Here is a 15,217-nt window from a genome sequence, read left to right on the forward strand (position 1 = left end):
CCCGGCTATTTTATATAAGAATCCAGCACCTTTAATATTACGTCCAGATCTTCTTCACGTCTGACTTCATCACTCTGATGAACGATATGCTCGGTCAGATGCCCTTTAATCACCTCGCGCATTAAGCCATTTACCGCGCCGCGAATCGCCGCGATCTGTTGTAACACGGCCGCGCATTCATGCGGTTCATCCAGCATTTTTTTTAGCGCTATCACCTGTCCCTGAATCTTGCTGGTTCTGGCTTTAAGCTTTTGTTTGTCCCGGATGGTATGTGACATTGCAACACCTCACTTACATTAACGAATACAAATTATAGCATTACGATGCTACTGGGGGGTAGTATTCCATACTGGGGGGGAGTAGAATAACGCCCACATAAAACAACTAAGAATCATTCTCATGGGTGAATTTTCGACACTTCTTCAGCAAGGAAACGGCTGGTTCTTCATTCCCAGCGCCATTTTATTAGGTATTTTGCACGGGCTTGAACCAGGGCACTCCAAAACTATGATGGCGGCTTTTATTATTGCCATTAAAGGTACGGTTAAACAGGCCGTCATGCTCGGTCTGGCAGCAACGCTTTCTCATACCGCGATCGTCTGGTTAATCGCGCTGGGTGGGATGTATCTTAGCCGGGCATTCACCGCACAATCAGTGGAACCATGGCTGCAGTTAATTTCTGCGATTATTATTCTGAGCACCGCGTGCTGGATGTTCTGGCGGACATGGCGAGGCGAGCAGCAGTGGCTGGCGGGAAACCACCATCACGACCACGACCACGACCACGACCACGACCACGACCACGACCACGACCACGACCATCATGGTCACATACATCCGGAAGGCGCAACGTCAAAAGCGTATCAGGATGCCCATGAACGCGCCCATGCTGCCGATATTCAACGCCGTTTTGATGGTCAAACAGTGACTAATGGACAGATCCTGCTGTTCGGCCTGACCGGAGGGCTTATCCCCTGTCCGGCTGCGATCACCGTTTTACTGATTTGTATCCAGCTTAAAGCGTTTACGCTGGGCGCCACGATGGTGCTGAGCTTTAGTCTTGGCCTGGCATTAACGCTGGTGACGGTAGGCGTGGGCGCGGCGATAAGCGTTCAACAGGCAGCAAAGCGCTGGAGTGGTTTTTCGGCGCTTGCCCGGCGGGCGCCCTATTTTTCGAGCATTCTGATTGGTCTGGTCGGCGTGTATATGGGAATTCATGGCTATACCGGGATCATGCAGTAAATATGTAACGCTTCTGCTCAGGCCGTATCATTCACTTCGGGTTTCATTCCAGAAGCGTTTTTACTTATCAAACGGTATGAAAGGCCATACATTCAGCGTCCCGCCTGAATTCTGTATTTTACTCCACTACACCACAGGCAAAACATGCCCCACCGCCACCGGGTGTAGCCGGAGTGTCAGTGTTTCTGGATAGGGTCGCCGGAGGCGGGTTATTGCGGAGCGATAAACGGAGTTCGCTGCAGTGATTTACAAAACCGGGTACCAAACAGCAGTTCCCGTAATCGGTTCCGCATTCCCAGCTTCACCAGTAACCGGTATTTGTCCTGCCAGATTTGCTTCTCCTGCGTATTCAGCCTTCCACACAACGCTGACAACCTTCCCCGTCCACGGTAAACTTCCTGAAGCAAGCGTAACTGGGCCAGGCTCACTCCGCATGCCAGTATCTCCCGGTGCATCAACTGGTCCATATAGTTCATCAACCGCTTCGGATTGTTAAATATCGGTGGCACTTCCAGAAAGCCCGTCACCGGAGCCGGAGATAACAAAAAGGCGTCCAGCTCTCCTGTCCTGCGCAGGCGTGCGCCCCCGGCCCACTGTTCACCCCGCCGCCCCCGGATAAGTATCTCCGCCAGTTCCTGCTCCAGCAGCGCCGGGATGCCGCCGTATACCTTCAGTACCACCCGGTCGCTGAAAAACAGCTCATCGCTGATAATCATAACCGGGTAGTCCGGCAGTATCTGTCTCAGGGAATAGAACAAAAAGAGATGTTCACGGGGACGCAGACACAGTATCAGTATGGCCTCCGGTTTCCGACGTAATTGCTGCAACAGAACAGGCAGACTGTATGCGGTTTCACAGTTGCAGCCCGGCAGAAATCTCCGGATCAGGTGTGCCACGGCGATCGTCACCGGCCAGCAGTCACCGTAAACGATAATCTGCCGGGCCGGTATCCGGTTATGTTCCGTCATCCTCATCCTCCTTCTTTTTCAGGATCTTCCCCGCATTTCTGTTACTGCACAGCCGGTTCCACAGTTCATTTGCCATCGACCTGTCACCATTACCGACCCGGCGTTTTGATACCGGCGGCGGTCCGGCTTTTTCACGGCGCGTGGACGGGGTGGGACTGTCAAGAACCCGGATAACATAAATCTCATAGCGTCGTGCTTTATTGGGCAGGGTCTGGTGACGGCAGATGCTGACCACCCGCGATGTTTTGCTTCGCAGATAGGCAATCAGGTAGCTGGCCCGTCTGGCCGTGATGTGAAACGCCTCTGCTATCTGGTTACGCTGAACCCAGTTCTGCTGCAACAGGCACCAGTGTGCCACGATGATATACAGGGGCTCGCCGGCATACTGGCGGACACTTACCGGAATAAAACAGGCATCATGGTTGGTCTGTCCGGGATAATGAATATCGTTACCTGAAAAAACTATCTTCCCTTTTGATTTATCAGAAGACATGCAAACTCTCCGTTTTTTTAGTGAAAAAGACCGAGAAGAAAAAATAATCATAAAGATAAATTTATAGCTATTTTTTAATTAACTATCAGGAAATGGTATTTAATCCTGCTAATTGTAAGTAACAATCACTGTCATTGCGGCTGAAAAAGCACCTGTTTTAATTACCGCACCGGGTATAGCTTCGACCTTTGCTTTATACTGTTTTATAATTCTGCCACCGGCACCGTTATCAAGATGGATAGATCCCATATCTGTTTTCACATTAAATTTAACTGGTGTGTTATTATCCACATCCATTACCGACAGTCTGAAACCATTGTTTTCTTGTTTATTATTCTTAAGAATCACGGTGCTGTCAGCATCTGCCAGTGTCAGACCGTTGGTCCTGAACTCTATAGCCAGTGGGGCGACGAATGAGATCTGCGTTCCGACATTCTGTTGTGCTGTAACGGTGAAAGGTACTTCCCTGGGCACCAGGGTTTCCTTATATTCCGTATAAAAACGCCCCATATTGATAGTATTAGAAGGAGAGATAATAACCTTGCCTGAGTTGTCAGGAATAAACCTGAGATTAAACGCAGAAACAGTTAAAGGTCTGAATGGAACAGTCGGTGGTTCAACAGACAGTCCGGGTTGTGACGGGCTATAGGGATATATATTAATTTTACTTCCCGGAATGTTTATGTCCAAAAAATTATTATTGAAAACCTGTTCGACAAAAATATGTACTGTAATCGTTCCGCTCCGGTTATATGTTTTTTGCGCTTCCATACGTTGCCCGAATGTTTTTGAACTGGACCAGCCTGAAAACCCTGCCTGTATATCCCTCCACGTAAATGTCACGGGAGTCAAGCTCCCTTCCTGAACAACGATATCCATTCCAAGACCGCGATCTTTTAGCGCAGTGGCTACCTGTCTCATATCGGAAAGCGAAACTGCTGTAGAGTAAACAAGTGAATTAAAACTGCTCCATGTTGTAGTACAGGTATAACTTATGGGAACGGTAATCTTCTGCAGTTCCTGCCCTTGTAAATATTGTCCTCCCTTCAGACTGATATTCTGAATATTTACATTTCCATTGGCATCACATTTTGACCAGTCATAGTTTGCCCTCGCAGAATCACAGACAGCAAAGAAAAGAAACACACCTGACAGTATCAGTGATTTCATATTGAATAATCGTCCTGTCATGATGTCGCCCCTGCGTCCTTAAACGCGCAGTTCAGGGCATCGCAGGCGTAGCGGTTCATCTGCAGTCCACCGTAATCATCAATATACCCCACCCACAGCGTCCGGGTTTCTGCCGGCAGAACAGCCTTTAAAGGCAGGCTCCCCAGGGGCGGCACCATCACGCCCTCGCGGAAACCGCTGAGCCTGTGGCTACGGTCTGCTCCCAGCCACGCCACAGTGATGTAGTACGGCGTCGGGTTTCTGAGGGTCAGGTGTCCCGCATTCCGCTCAGCGGTCAGCTTTCTTTCCGGCTGGTCATTGCTGCTTCTGATAATGGCTTTCGGACGGTAAAACAGTTTCAGCTGGCTCTGCATGGCCAGCTGCAGGACGTTGTCGTCTTCCGGCTTCGGGGGAACGCCCCGCACGTTAAACCAGAACAGCGTTTCCCTGTCCTGAGGGAGCTTATCTGTCAGCCCACGAACCTGGGTGATGCGGACCTGGGATTTCTGTCCGGCATCAATACGCTGCAGCGGCGGCAGCGCCATCAGCGCATCCGTTCTCACCCCGTCAGCATCCGTCACCCAGGACTGCGCCAGGAACGGCGTGGTTTTGTCATCGTTATTCAGCGTGATGGCCACCGTTTTCTGCGGCGCATCCATGATAATACGGGTCCGGTCGACATTGACGGCCGCCGGGCTGCACTGGCTCCATGCTGCCGCCAGCGCGAGTAAAATCACACGGCTTCTTCTGCTGTTTTTCACCTGTTTTCTCCGTTAGTCCTGCTCTGTGACAGGGATATTTTTATCTGCAGGGCAGTAACAGCGGCCCCCGACTGAGTGTCACCGTTTCCGGCAGGGTGAGTCTGCACTGCACCCGGCCATCCCAGGACACGTTCAGGATCCGGCGGTCTTCCCCGCTGAGGCCTGTCAGGTAGGCCAGACCGTCATCTCCGACCATCCCCGCGGTTCTGCCGCTTTTCCCGGACACTACCAGAGCGCCAAACGGTGGACTGGCGCCATCAGCCAGCCGGATATGACCGAGCACCTGCTCCCCCTGGCTGGCGTCAATCTTCCGGTAGCCCACCGCGCCCTCCGTCAGCACCTGGCTGATGACGGAGCTGCTGACGTCCACGTCCTCCGGCAGGGCGGCCACATCAACCGAAATATCGCTGCGCCGATAGCTGCTGCCGGCGCTCACCACGCCCACCCCGAAGCGGTTGGTCACCCCGCTGTTGCCGTTCACCGGCACACCGGCCACGTCTCCGGTATCTATCATCATGCGGGGCTCATTCCCGGCCATCGACTGGCTGAAAGCGGCGCCGTGGGCGGTGGCGGTCACCGAGCCGTACCAGCTCAGGCCCAGGCTGCGGTACTGTCCGGGCTGCAGGGTGGCGTCCGCTGCCGCCTGGCCCCACGGTAGACGGCTCTGCACGCTGCCGCTAAAGCTGCTGTTACTGCCGGTGTCATAGCGGTTATGACCAGCGCTGATGTTCCATGTGGTGTCCGGGTTATGGAAATCGCTGTAATTCACGGTCTGCTGCAGGCCACCCCGGTTATCCTTCTGCACGCTGTAGCTCACCTGGCGGCTGTCGCCCCACGGGATACTGATGGTGGCGTAGACCTGGTTCTGGCTCCCCCCGCCGGTGTACTGGTTACGGGCAAACGACACCGAGGCCGAGAGCCCCTGAAGCTCGCCGAGACTGAACACTTTGTTGAAGCTGAGCATGTAGTTATTGTTGGACTGCGCATTCCAGTAATTGAGCCGGCTTACCGAGAGGGCCGCGCTCATATTGAGTACCGGAACGGACTGGCTGTAAGTCACGGTGTAGCTTTGTTTTTCATGCCATGCATCGCCGCCGTCGGTGTCCCGACGCTGCAGGTACTCCGGCATGGACAGAAAATGGCGGTCCGAGAAGCGGTATCCGACGAACGCCAGGGTACTGCCGGTCTTATCAAACGTTTTGGCATAGTTGATACGGTAGCTGTAACCGGACTGCTTCTGCCCATGTGGCAACCGCGCATCTGAGCGGGTGACGTCCGCAGACAGAGCGCCCAGCAGCCCCATATTCTGGCCGATCCCGAGCGCCGCGGACTGGTAGTCGCCGGTGGAGGCAATGAGGCCGCCATACAGCGACGTGTTGTTAAATGCTCCCCAGGTGGCCTCCCCGAGCAGAAAGTCAGGGCTGACCGTGCTGTTGTTATGCGTCCCGCCGTACAGCGGACGTCCGGCGGCCACCTTATAGCGAACCTGTCCCTGGCGTGCCATAAAGGGGACGCTGGCCGTGTTGACCTGCCAGGTCCGGACGCTACCGTCGCTTTCCCGGACGCTGACATCCAGGTTGCCGCTGATATTCTGGCTCAGGTCGGGAAGCTCAAAAGGCCCCGGCGACACCCGGGTCTGGTACAGAATGCGGCCATTCTGGCTGACGGTAACCTGTGCATTACTGTTCGCAATGCCGCTGATTTTCGGGGCATACCCCTGAAGAGAGGGCGGCAGCATGCGCTCATCGCTGGCCAAAGTGAGCCCGGCAAAGCGGAAGGAGTCAAAAATAGCGGAGCTGAGGTACGTCTGTCCGAGCGTCAGTTTTGAGCGCAGTGCTGGCAGGGCACGGAACAGATACGTCTGCGGCAGATAAAAATCGGACTGTGATGCGCCCTGCCCACTGTCAAAACGGCTGTACTGGTAATCGCTCCGCAACCGCCAGGCGCCGAGATTAAACCCGGCGGTGCCGTAGAGGCTGTAGCTGGTAGAGGTTTCCCCCTGCTGCGGCATATAGCGGTTGACCATCAGGTTGTAATCGAGCAGGCCGGCGGTGACGCCGTCGCTCCAGCGTGAAGGGGGGACCCAGTCCGGGTCCTGATATCGCATCCAGGCCTGGGGAATAATGAAGGTCAGACGCTGATTTTCAGCGCTGTACCGTACCTGACTGTCAGCGGAGCGCAGCTCAAGGCATTGCCCGTCCGGGATACCGGTAACGGGTTTCAGGCCATGAATAATCTTATCCTTAAGACCCAGCATGGCCACCATGTCTGTTGTCACACAGATGACGGCCGCGTCGCGTCCGGCAACCGGTACAACTCTGACCGGATACTGTTCCCGTACCGGCTGGTCATTGAGCCAGATATCGAGAATATAGTTACCGGGCGCCACATACCCCTCGCGGCTGAAGGCCGTGAGGTCCACGTTAGACAGGTTCCCGCTGTCCAGCAGGCTGGCATTGAACTCCGTGGCCTGCGACTTCAGGACGGAAAATGTCAGGGTAATCAGAATGGCAAGCCGGGTAATTTTCATGGCATGGCGCTTTCGTGTTGTCGTCCGTGTAACAGACAGCCCGCAGGCATGGTCAGATATAAAAGCCGTCCGAACCCCTCCGTGGACGGCTTCTCCCTGTCGTTATTTACCGCGTAAAATCACAGGTATTTCAGGGTGTAGGTGACAGATGCGTTAACATCGCCAGGAGTTGTGGCATTTGTCAGGGCTATCAGGCGGGCAAAGAAGTTAAGTTCGTTATTCCCGGCTTGCAGTTGCTGAGCTTCGCCATCCGGCATCGGGGTATTGGGTGTAATCAGTGAGGTATTGTCACTTTTCAGAAGCTGCACACCAACATGCTGGGCACTGCCGGTGCTGACGTAAGCTTTACCTGAGGTATCAGCTGTGCCACTGAAAGAGACGGTTACTTTAGACATTTTCCCTGCGGAGCCAGCAGGATTTGAACCTGCATCATTCGGATCGAAAGCACAGTTCTGCAGATGAATGGTGAACGGTTTTGAGTCCGTGGTTGCGTCGGCGGTATTCAGTTTACGGTAAGAAATCTGTCCAAACGGAACGGTGATCGCATCGTCGCCCGGTGCGATATCACAGGGGGAGTTGGTGATGGTGCCAGTAAAGGTAATTTTACCTGAGCCGAACGGGCCTGCTGTTGGTGGATCGACTGCATATACAGAAGCGCCATACATCATACCGGCAGCCGCCATGGCAAGTATTATTTTATTACGCATAGATAATATGTCCTTTGGGTGAATGAGAATTATTTTGCAAAGGCTGAAAAAAAATCTGAGGGTATTAATGAAAGCGTTCAGAAAAGATTCGTATGAATAATAAACGCCGGGTGTTAAACGAAGCACCTGAACTTTCCATCGAAAAATATTGATTTCAGCTAATGCCTAATCAGTTGTAAGAAAATTCTTATTCAAATTAAAACAATAAAAATAGATCGATACGATCGATGATTATGATCGTAATTTAAGAATAATCATCAAAGAAATACTTTTTAATGTAATTATAAGCGGATGAATACCTAACAGACAGATATTCGCAGCGGACATGAAATATTTTGTAATATGTTATCGGGAATGTATGTTTTGCTTTTCCATCACACTGGATATTTACAAAACATAATACTAACCATATATAACAATGAAACTACTGGTAGCATAAAAAACTAGATATAACGCAAGTAAAAGGCATTTAATTCCAAAACATTAACTTAATAAATCATTATGAACCATCATAAGCGGAAGGGATAAAAAATAATAAATGAAATGATATTCTTCTGTATTTGTGATGAGCATCACAATAGATATGAATGCAGGTACCCTGACATTACTGAACTTCACGGATGAAATTTAAAAACAATGCCGACAGCACAGAACAAACTGGTAATAGCTGTCAGACATAATGCTGCCTGCTGTAATATATACAGCAGGCTGGGGGATATTAATGCGCGGAATCGTGCTGCACGGGGGCCGTGGGTAATTCCTGAACTGACTGAGAATCCACAATTATGCCATCCTGAGCTGATTTTAGTATCAGACCTGCCTGATAGTATTTTCCTTCGTTCATCAAGGAAAGCGCTGTGGTCACATCCTTACGGGTTTGCTGAAGAGGAATGAGTTCCTGATTTTCAATCATACTGACGCCTGCTAGTTTCAGGGCCTCTATAGTCCCTTTTTTATCTCCTTCTTTCATTTTCTGGTTTGCTTTATTAATAGCATCATTTTTCTGCCCCGCAGGGAGATAATCTTCGGCTACCGTAATCGATGAATTTATCCGAATATAGCGGTCTCCTTCAACTGGGGCTTTTTTATCTGATTTGACATACAGATTCCAGTCAGTGCTGTCATCGTTCAGGAGTTTTTCTGCTTGCGCAGCCAGTTGTTCCGCCTTTTGGGTTCGACCATTAAACAACTCGAATCGCGACATTCCGATATCACGCATGGCCTGCCAGGCCTGTCCGGATATCTTGTCATTATTCAGAGTAACATTATCAGTCATGTTTGTTGCGGCCATAACATTTCCTGAAAACAGGATAACCATCAGCGCAACGCCTGGCATAATATGGCTTTTCATAATCCATCATCTCCACAAAGTAACATTTTTTATCGAATTATCCTATTCAGAACCGGTAACCCACGCCAAGATTAAAGCCGTTGCTATTAAGGCTTCCGCTGTTATGGGTAGCATCAAAATCCGCACCCTCATAACCCAGATTTATAGCGACATTACTGACCGGGGTATAAGCCACGCCTGCAGAATAACCATATCCGACCTTACTGTCAGACTCATTTATTCCGTGATCACGCTGATGCAATAATACGGGGCCCACTTGACTATACAGGCTTAACTGGTTATTTATTTTCCATGAAGGGCCTGCAAGCAGGGAGTAATAACGGGTTGTTACACGACCATTACTGCTTTCATCGGAATAGCGCTGGCTTCCATTTAGCCAGGCAAATGAGGTTGTCAGCCCCCAGTCCGGTGACATTTCATAGTTGTTTGCCAGCCGAACCCCACGCAACGTCCCGGCGTGATTAGTATGGGACTGGGCGTATCCAAGTGAAAATGTACTGGCATTATCGTCTGCCCATACCGGACTGGCTGCAGCAGACAGCAGAACAATACCGGCACTTCCGGCTAATAGCATTTTGTTCATCTTCTTCTCTCCGGTTATTTTTACCTGATGCCTTACTGGCATGTATTAAGTTAAAATCTTTCCGTGATAACAAACTATAAATAAATCTTTTAAATTATGAGCGCTGTTACGCCAGCAAATATCTTTGTCTGCGGCTGTCGGGAGGCTATTCACGAAAATATATCCAGGCCAGAAACAGCATTTAATAATAAATAAACTGAAAAATAAAAACTGACAAAAATAGAAGTTCACTGATATATACCCAAAATAATTTGAGTTGCTTAAAGGCGGCAAGGGAGTGAGTCCCCAGGAGCATAGATAACTCTGTGACTGGGGTGAGCGACAAATCTGCCGGGAGCAGATTTGAACGTCGCGTGCGACGGCCCGTCAGGGCGAGGCCCATGATGGGCCGAGTAATCCGTAGTCAACACATAAGCCACTTGAAGTATGAAGGGTATATAACGGGAAAGAAGTCATATCGGCCTGGTAAACCAACGTCTGTGACTTAGTTGCAGGAAACGGCTATGGAGAGGGGATGCGGCAGTTATCGGGCAGTAACGGCATTGTTCAGTGAGTATCCAGGAAACAAAAAAAGAAGGGAGCGGTACTCCCTTCGTAAACATGTCAGAATACGACATTTTGGTACTCTTTTATTTATTATCTGGCCGTAAAAGTTATGCTGTTGGCAGGTATCTCCAGTCAACATAAAAAAATACCACCAGCTAAAAATGTGATGCAAACCACCATTAAGCAGGTAACCAAACTGACTGTGCCACTAAATCCGGAAAAGAGTTTGAATCCGGGGATAACATCTGATGCAGAAATTAGCACCAGTCTTCGATTCGGATACCCGGAATGCGTTCAAACTCGCGGAGATTGTTTGTGACGACGACCAGTCCGCGGCTACGGACATGGCCAGCAATCATCTGGTCATAAGGCCCGACAGGTGTTCCCTTGCGGGCCAGTTCGGCACGGATTTGACCGGTATGTATCGCTGCCTGAAGGGGCATGTTGGCTTTGACGATCAGGCAAAAAACAACTGCGAATAAAGTCGTATGATGATCTTCACATTTATCATCATCAGCGTTCATATTACTCAACCTGTAATCAACCTCTGGCGTTTTTCTGTATCCATCACAACCATTTCCGGTAAAGGTAAAAAAGGGATTTGAACCTTTCCGGAGATGATAATGAAGGTAAATACATGGACAATTTTGCTTATGTCGGCGCATCTGACGGCCTGTACCGTCCCTGGCACAGAAAAATATCAGACCAGCATGGACAGCGTTACGGCAGAAAAAGTAAGTCGGATTATCCAGTCGGATGTCATTCCTTATAAAGGCGAAAACCATGGAGAAGTTATCAGCCGCGTATCGTCTGCTTTTCTCGGAACACCTTATCAGGCAAATACGCTCATCGGTGGGCCCGGCACACCCGAAGTCCTTGTAGCGAATTTCAACGGCGTGGACTGCTTTACCCTGGCTGATTACGTTGAGGCCCTGGCCCGCAGCGATAATCAGAAATCGTTTCTGCATAATCTTGCCAGGACTCGCTACGCCGCAGGCAAAGTTGCTTATCTCAGCCGCCGGCACTTCTTCTCTGACTGGTTCGCCGCAGTACCGCGTAATGCACGGGATGTAACGCCGTATATCAGCCCTGATTATATCGTTGTTGACAAGCAGCTTAACCATAAACCTGATGGCGGCGAGTACATTCCTGGTCTGGGCATCCATCCTCGTAAAATAAATTATATTCCCGGAAGAGCCATCAACCAGCAGGTCATGAACCACCTAAAAAATGGGGACTATATCGGTGTCTACTCCCCGCTTGACGGGCTGGACGTTTCACATGTGGGTATCGTAGTTCGCCATGATGAACAGGTGTGGTTTCGGAACGCCTCCTCATTGGCCGCAAACAGAAAAGTGGTGGACACACCGTTTATGGAATACATGCATTCCAGACCAGGCATCGTTGTGCTGCGGGCTGAATGATAAAGTCATTACCAGAGTCGCCAGAGCCGTCCGACATAGGCATTGAAACCCTGTTCACTGTGGGGCCGACAGGAAAAATTGCTGTAAATTCGGGGGGGTTAGTAAATATTAGAAGATATTTGTCTGGAGCGGGCGAAGGGAATCGAACCCTCGTATAGAGCTTGGGAAGCTCTCGTTCTACCATTGAACTACGCCCGCTTTGAGATGCGTAAGGCATTATAAACCTTAAGTTCTGGTTGGCAAGAGACTTACTGGCTGACTGGCGATTAATTCACCGTCAGCACTTCGGTTTACTCCCCTGCGGCGGCAGATAACGCAGCGGATCGATGGCCGTCGCCCGGTAGCGAATCTGGAAGTGTAGTCTTACGGATGCGGCATCCGTGCTGCCCATCGTAGCGATTTTTTGCCCCGCTTTAACGCTTTGCCCATTATTAACCAGCATGGTGTCATTATGAGCGTAAGCCGTAATGTAATCTTCATTGTGCTTAATCATGATGAGATTGCCGTAACCGCGCAGCTGGTTCCCGACATAGACAACTTTACCCGCTCCCGCCGCATAAACAGGCGTTCCGCGCGCGCCCGCAATATCGATGCCCTTATTTCCGCCCTCTGCGGTGGAATAAGGTAAAATCACTTTACCGTTGGCAGGCCATACCCAACAGCGCTGCCCCACCGGCGGCCAGGAGGATTTTGGCACCGAAGATGACGGTCTGACCGCGGCAGTTTTTGTTGCTGTTTTATTGCTGGTTTTGCGTGTTGAACTGCTACTCTTTGCACTGCCGCGCACTTTAATTCGCTGCCCCACCTCAATAGTATAAGGCGGAGAAATGCCATTCAGTCGGGCCAGTTCTTTCACGCTGGTTCCCGTGGCGCGCGATATACGATACAACGTATCGCCGCGCTTAACGGTATAGACGGAGCCGGAATACGTTCCTGAGCCGGAATTACTGGAACACCCCGCCAGCAGCAGCCCTGTGCATAACAGCACCGCAATACCCAGGCTATTTTTGTTCAGGCGTCCTGCGCTCAAAACCATTCCTCACTCTATTGACAGACGCCTTATGATAGCAGCCAAATGCCGTATGCCCAATCCATTGACGCCGGAAAGGGTCCGCGCGGATGATGATGCCGCGAATATCCGATATGCCAGCATAATATCGACTCACGGCGCAATGGCGCTCGTCTGCGTTCTGTCAGGGCCTGTTTTGGTAATGCCTTTCTTTCTGTTATGCGCTACGCTGATCGTCTGAGTATATGGCCAGGCCATGCTGCCGGGCCATTTTAATTTTCAGGAGCTTTCATGACTGAGGAACATGTCGTTTTATTGGATGAGCAGGATAAGCCTTCCGGCACACTGGAAAAGTATGCGGCTCATACGCTTAATACGCCTTTGCATCTGGCTTTCTCCTGCTGGCTATTTAACGAAGATGGTCAGTTGCTGGTAACACGACGGTCGCTGAGCAAAAAAGCCTGGCCAGGCGTGTGGACGAATTCGGTTTGCGGTCATCCGCAACAAGGCGAAACCACCGAAGAGGCGATCATCCGCCGTTGTCGGTTCGAACTCGGCGTGGAAATTACCGATCTCACCCCCGTCTATCCGCACTTCAGCTATCGGGCGACAGATCCAAACGGTATTGTGGAAAATGAAGTCTGTCCGGTATTTGCCGCGCGGGCAACCAGTGTGTTGCAGGTTAACAGCGAAGAGGTGATGGACTATCAGTGGAGCGAATTTAAAAGCGTATGGAAAAGCCTTCTCGCTACGCCGTGGGCATTTAGCCCGTGGATGGTCATGCAAGCGTCAGACGAACAAGCGCGTGAACGACTGCTCAATTACTGCCAGCGTTAAAGATTGCCTGATGGCGCTACGTCTGAACGAAGAGATGCCGGATGGCGGCTAATGCCCCATCCGGCAATTTACATCTTATTTCACCGGACGCATCGCCGGGAACAGAATAACGTCGCGAATCGTGTGGCTGTTAGTAAACAGCATCACCATACGGTCGATACCAATTCCCAGACCCGCTGTCGGCGGTAAACCGTGTTCCAGCGCCGTCACGTAGTCTTCGTCGTAGAACATGGCTTCGTCATCGCCTGCCGCTTTTGCATTAACCTGATCCAGGAAACGCTGCGCCTGGTCTTCCGCATCGTTCAACTCGCTAAAGCCATTACCGATTTCACGACCGCCGATAAAGAACTCGAAGCGGTCAGTGATTTCCGGGTTCACATCATTACGACGCGCCAGCGGAGACACTTCAGCCGGATATTCGGTGATGAAGGTCGGCTGAATCAGATGCGCTTCAGCGACTTCGTCAAAGATCTCGGTGACGATACGGCCCAGACCCCAGCTCTTCTCGACGTGAATGCCGATGCTTTCAGCAATCGCCTTCGCGGAATCGAAGTTGTCCAGATCAGCCATATCCGTTTCCGGACGATATTTCTTGATCGCTTCACGCATGGTCAGTTTTTCGAACGGCTTACCGAAGTCAAACACTTCATCACCGTACGGAACCTGGGTGGTGCCCAGAACATCCTGCGCCAGCGTACGGAACAGAGACTCCGTCAGTTCGATCAGGTCTTTGTAGTCCGCATACGCCATATAGAGTTCCATCATGGTGAACTCAGGATTATGGCGCACGGAGATGCCTTCGTTACGGAAGTTACGGTTAATTTCGAATACGCGTTCGAAGCCGCCAACCACCAGACGCTTGAGGTACAGTTCCGGCGCGATACGCAGGTACATGTCCAGATCCAGCGCGTTGTGATGGGTGATAAACGGACGGGCAGACGCGCCGCCTGGGATCACCTGCATCATCGGCGTTTCGACTTCCATAAAGCCGCGAGCAACCATAAACTGGCGAATACCGGCCAGGATCTTCGAACGGGTTTTGAAGGTGTTACGGGATTCATCGTTAGAGATGAGATCCAGATAACGCTGGCGATAGCGCGCTTCCTGGTCCTGCAGGCCGTGGAATTTATCCGGCAACGGACGCAGCGCTTTCGTCAGCAGGCGCAGTTCGGTGCAGTGGATAGACAGCTCGCCGGTTTTGGTTTTGAACAGCTTACCTTTCGCGCCGAGGATATCGCCAAGATCCCACTTCTTGAACTGCTCGTTGTAAACGCCTTCCGGCAGATCATCGCGCGCCACATACAGCTGAATGCGGCCGCCTACGTCTTGCAGGGTAACAAAAGAGGCTTTACCCATAATACGGCGAGTCATCATACGGCCCGCGACGGACACTTCAATATTCAGCGCTTCCAGTTCTTCAGCTTCTTTCGCGTCAAACTCTGCGTGCAGTTGGTCTGAGGTACGGTCACGACGGAAATCGTTCGGGAACGGGATACCCTGCTCACGCAGTGCAGCCAGCTTCTCGCGACGTGCCTTCATTTCATTGTTAAGATCGACTACCTCGTCAGCGCCCTGTGCGTTTTGTTCAGACATGTT

The 15,217-nt window shown here is 51.1% G+C and carries 14 protein-coding genes, 1 tRNA gene and 1 pseudogene; 3 read left to right on the forward strand and 13 right to left on the reverse strand.

Going from position 1 to position 15,217, the window contains the following annotated elements:
• Nucleotides 1-5: 5 nt before the first annotated feature.
• Nucleotides 6-278 carry a Ni(II)/Co(II)-binding transcriptional repressor RcnR gene (rcnR, locus tag ACLJRE_RS01580; RefSeq protein WP_000019954.1) on the reverse strand — a complete coding sequence of 91 codons (273 nt, stop codon included), beginning with the start codon at nucleotides 276-278 and terminating at the stop codon, nucleotides 6-8.
• A gap of 121 nt (nucleotides 279-399) precedes the next feature.
• Here rcnR and ACLJRE_RS01585 point away from each other — a divergent pair, with 121 nt between their 5' ends.
• On the forward strand, nucleotides 400-1,242 hold the full coding sequence (locus ACLJRE_RS01585; RefSeq protein WP_143550158.1) for a nickel/cobalt efflux protein RcnA: 843 nt from the start codon (nucleotides 400-402) through the stop codon (nucleotides 1,240-1,242).
• 209 nt (nucleotides 1,243-1,451) lie between these two features.
• Here ACLJRE_RS01585 and ACLJRE_RS01590 read toward each other — a convergent pair whose 3' ends face one another.
• The 9 genes and pseudogenes from ACLJRE_RS01590 to vapC form a co-directional block, all read right to left on the reverse strand.
• Entirely contained in the window at nucleotides 1,452-2,210 is a 759-nt protein-coding gene (locus tag ACLJRE_RS01590) for a hypothetical protein (protein WP_023212715.1), read from the reverse strand.
• Nucleotides 2,197-2,703 carry a CaiF/GrlA family transcriptional regulator gene (locus ACLJRE_RS01595; RefSeq protein WP_000093333.1) on the reverse strand — a complete coding sequence of 169 codons (507 nt, stop codon included), beginning with the start codon at nucleotides 2,701-2,703 and terminating at the stop codon, nucleotides 2,197-2,199. Before ACLJRE_RS01595 ends, ACLJRE_RS01590 begins: the two co-directional genes overlap by 14 nt.
• Nucleotides 2,704-2,811: 108 nt before the next feature.
• Nucleotides 2,812-3,894 carry an adhesion protein gene (locus ACLJRE_RS01600; RefSeq protein ID WP_410957297.1) on the reverse strand — a complete coding sequence of 361 codons (1,083 nt, stop codon included), beginning with the start codon at nucleotides 3,892-3,894 and terminating at the stop codon, nucleotides 2,812-2,814.
• The gene (stdC, locus tag ACLJRE_RS01605; RefSeq protein WP_000798491.1) at nucleotides 3,891-4,634 is read right to left on the reverse strand and encodes a fimbrial biogenesis chaperone StdC; all 744 of its coding nucleotides are present in this window, start codon (nucleotides 4,632-4,634) and stop codon (nucleotides 3,891-3,893) included. The genes ACLJRE_RS01600 and stdC overlap by 4 nt, the downstream gene beginning before the upstream one ends.
• 40 nt (nucleotides 4,635-4,674) lie before the next feature.
• Nucleotides 4,675-7,164 (reverse strand): fimbrial outer membrane usher protein StdB, encoded by a 2,490-nt coding sequence (gene stdB, locus ACLJRE_RS01610; protein WP_023212714.1) that lies wholly within the window; start codon nucleotides 7,162-7,164, stop codon nucleotides 4,675-4,677.
• Nucleotides 7,165-7,283: 119 nt separating this feature from the next.
• Nucleotides 7,284-7,871, reverse strand: a complete 588-nt coding sequence (locus ACLJRE_RS01615) for a fimbrial protein (protein ID WP_410957298.1) — start codon at nucleotides 7,869-7,871, stop codon at nucleotides 7,284-7,286.
• A gap of 718 nt (nucleotides 7,872-8,589) precedes the next feature.
• Entirely contained in the window at nucleotides 8,590-9,222 is a 633-nt protein-coding gene (locus tag ACLJRE_RS01620; RefSeq protein WP_000835269.1) for a YfdX family protein, read from the reverse strand.
• 46 nt (nucleotides 9,223-9,268) lie between these two features.
• Nucleotides 9,269-9,805: an STM3031 family outer membrane protein gene (locus tag ACLJRE_RS01625; protein WP_001038499.1), complete on the reverse strand. Its 537-nt coding sequence runs from the start codon at nucleotides 9,803-9,805 to the stop codon at nucleotides 9,269-9,271.
• Between the two features lie 803 nt (nucleotides 9,806-10,608).
• Nucleotides 10,609-10,785: pseudogene (gene vapC / locus ACLJRE_RS01630) on the reverse strand (tRNA(fMet)-specific endonuclease VapC); the annotation flags it as partial.
• 183 nt (nucleotides 10,786-10,968) lie between these two features.
• On the opposite strand from vapC, the gene ACLJRE_RS01635 reads away from it, so the two are divergent.
• Nucleotides 10,969-11,775, forward strand: coding sequence for a DUF1460 domain-containing protein (locus tag ACLJRE_RS01635; RefSeq protein WP_001635492.1), 807 nt, complete (start codon nucleotides 10,969-10,971; stop codon nucleotides 11,773-11,775).
• Between the two features lie 124 nt (nucleotides 11,776-11,899).
• Here ACLJRE_RS01635 and ACLJRE_RS01640 read toward each other — a convergent pair.
• Both ACLJRE_RS01640 and actS read right to left on the reverse strand, forming a co-directional pair.
• A tRNA-Gly gene (locus ACLJRE_RS01640) sits at nucleotides 11,900-11,973 on the reverse strand.
• A gap of 79 nt (nucleotides 11,974-12,052) precedes the next feature.
• Nucleotides 12,053-12,811 carry an amidase activator ActS gene (actS, locus tag ACLJRE_RS01645; protein ID WP_000244328.1) on the reverse strand — a complete coding sequence of 253 codons (759 nt, stop codon included), beginning with the start codon at nucleotides 12,809-12,811 and terminating at the stop codon, nucleotides 12,053-12,055.
• Between the two features lie 264 nt (nucleotides 12,812-13,075).
• Here actS and idi point away from each other — a divergent pair, with 264 nt between their 5' ends.
• On the forward strand, nucleotides 13,076-13,621 hold the full coding sequence (gene idi, locus ACLJRE_RS01650; RefSeq protein WP_000133994.1) for an isopentenyl-diphosphate Delta-isomerase: 546 nt from the start codon (nucleotides 13,076-13,078) through the stop codon (nucleotides 13,619-13,621).
• 75 nt (nucleotides 13,622-13,696) lie between these two features.
• On the opposite strand, the gene lysS is transcribed toward idi, so the two are convergent.
• Entirely contained in the window at nucleotides 13,697-15,214 is a 1,518-nt protein-coding gene (lysS, locus tag ACLJRE_RS01655; protein WP_000003339.1) for a lysine--tRNA ligase, read from the reverse strand.
• Between the last annotated feature and the right edge of the window lie 3 nt (nucleotides 15,215-15,217).

The sequence above is a fragment of the Salmonella sp. SAL04157 genome (genome assembly GCF_046551635.1).
GTDB lineage: Bacteria > Pseudomonadota > Gammaproteobacteria > Enterobacterales > Enterobacteriaceae > Salmonella > Salmonella enterica.

Excerpts from the sequence above, each read along its gene's own strand:
- rcnR (WP_000019954.1), bottom strand. The coding sequence starts at position 278 with ATGTCACATACCATCCGGGACAAACAAAAGCTTAAAGCCAGAACCAGC.
- ACLJRE_RS01585 (WP_143550158.1), top strand. The coding sequence starts at position 400 with ATGGGTGAATTTTCGACACTTCTTCAGCAAGGAAACGGCTGGTTCTTC.
- ACLJRE_RS01590 (WP_023212715.1), bottom strand. The coding sequence starts at position 2,210 with ATGACGGAACATAACCGGATACCGGCCCGGCAGATTATCGTTTACGGT.
- ACLJRE_RS01595 (WP_000093333.1), bottom strand. The coding sequence starts at position 2,703 with ATGTCTTCTGATAAATCAAAAGGGAAGATAGTTTTTTCAGGTAACGAT.
- ACLJRE_RS01600 (WP_410957297.1), bottom strand. The coding sequence starts at position 3,894 with ATGACAGGACGATTATTCAATATGAAATCACTGATACTGTCAGGTGTG.
- stdB (WP_023212714.1), bottom strand. The coding sequence starts at position 7,164 with ATGAAAATTACCCGGCTTGCCATTCTGATTACCCTGACATTTTCCGTC.
- ACLJRE_RS01615 (WP_410957298.1), bottom strand. The coding sequence starts at position 7,871 with ATGCGTAATAAAATAATACTTGCCATGGCGGCTGCCGGTATGATGTAT.
- ACLJRE_RS01620 (WP_000835269.1), bottom strand. The coding sequence starts at position 9,222 with ATGAAAAGCCATATTATGCCAGGCGTTGCGCTGATGGTTATCCTGTTT.
- ACLJRE_RS01625 (WP_001038499.1), bottom strand. The coding sequence starts at position 9,805 with ATGAACAAAATGCTATTAGCCGGAAGTGCCGGTATTGTTCTGCTGTCT.
- ACLJRE_RS01635 (WP_001635492.1), top strand. The coding sequence starts at position 10,969 with ATGATAATGAAGGTAAATACATGGACAATTTTGCTTATGTCGGCGCAT.
- actS (WP_000244328.1), bottom strand. The coding sequence starts at position 12,811 with ATGGTTTTGAGCGCAGGACGCCTGAACAAAAATAGCCTGGGTATTGCG.
- idi (WP_000133994.1), top strand. The coding sequence starts at position 13,076 with ATGACTGAGGAACATGTCGTTTTATTGGATGAGCAGGATAAGCCTTCC.
- lysS (WP_000003339.1), bottom strand. The coding sequence starts at position 15,214 with ATGTCTGAACAAAACGCACAGGGCGCTGACGAGGTAGTCGATCTTAAC.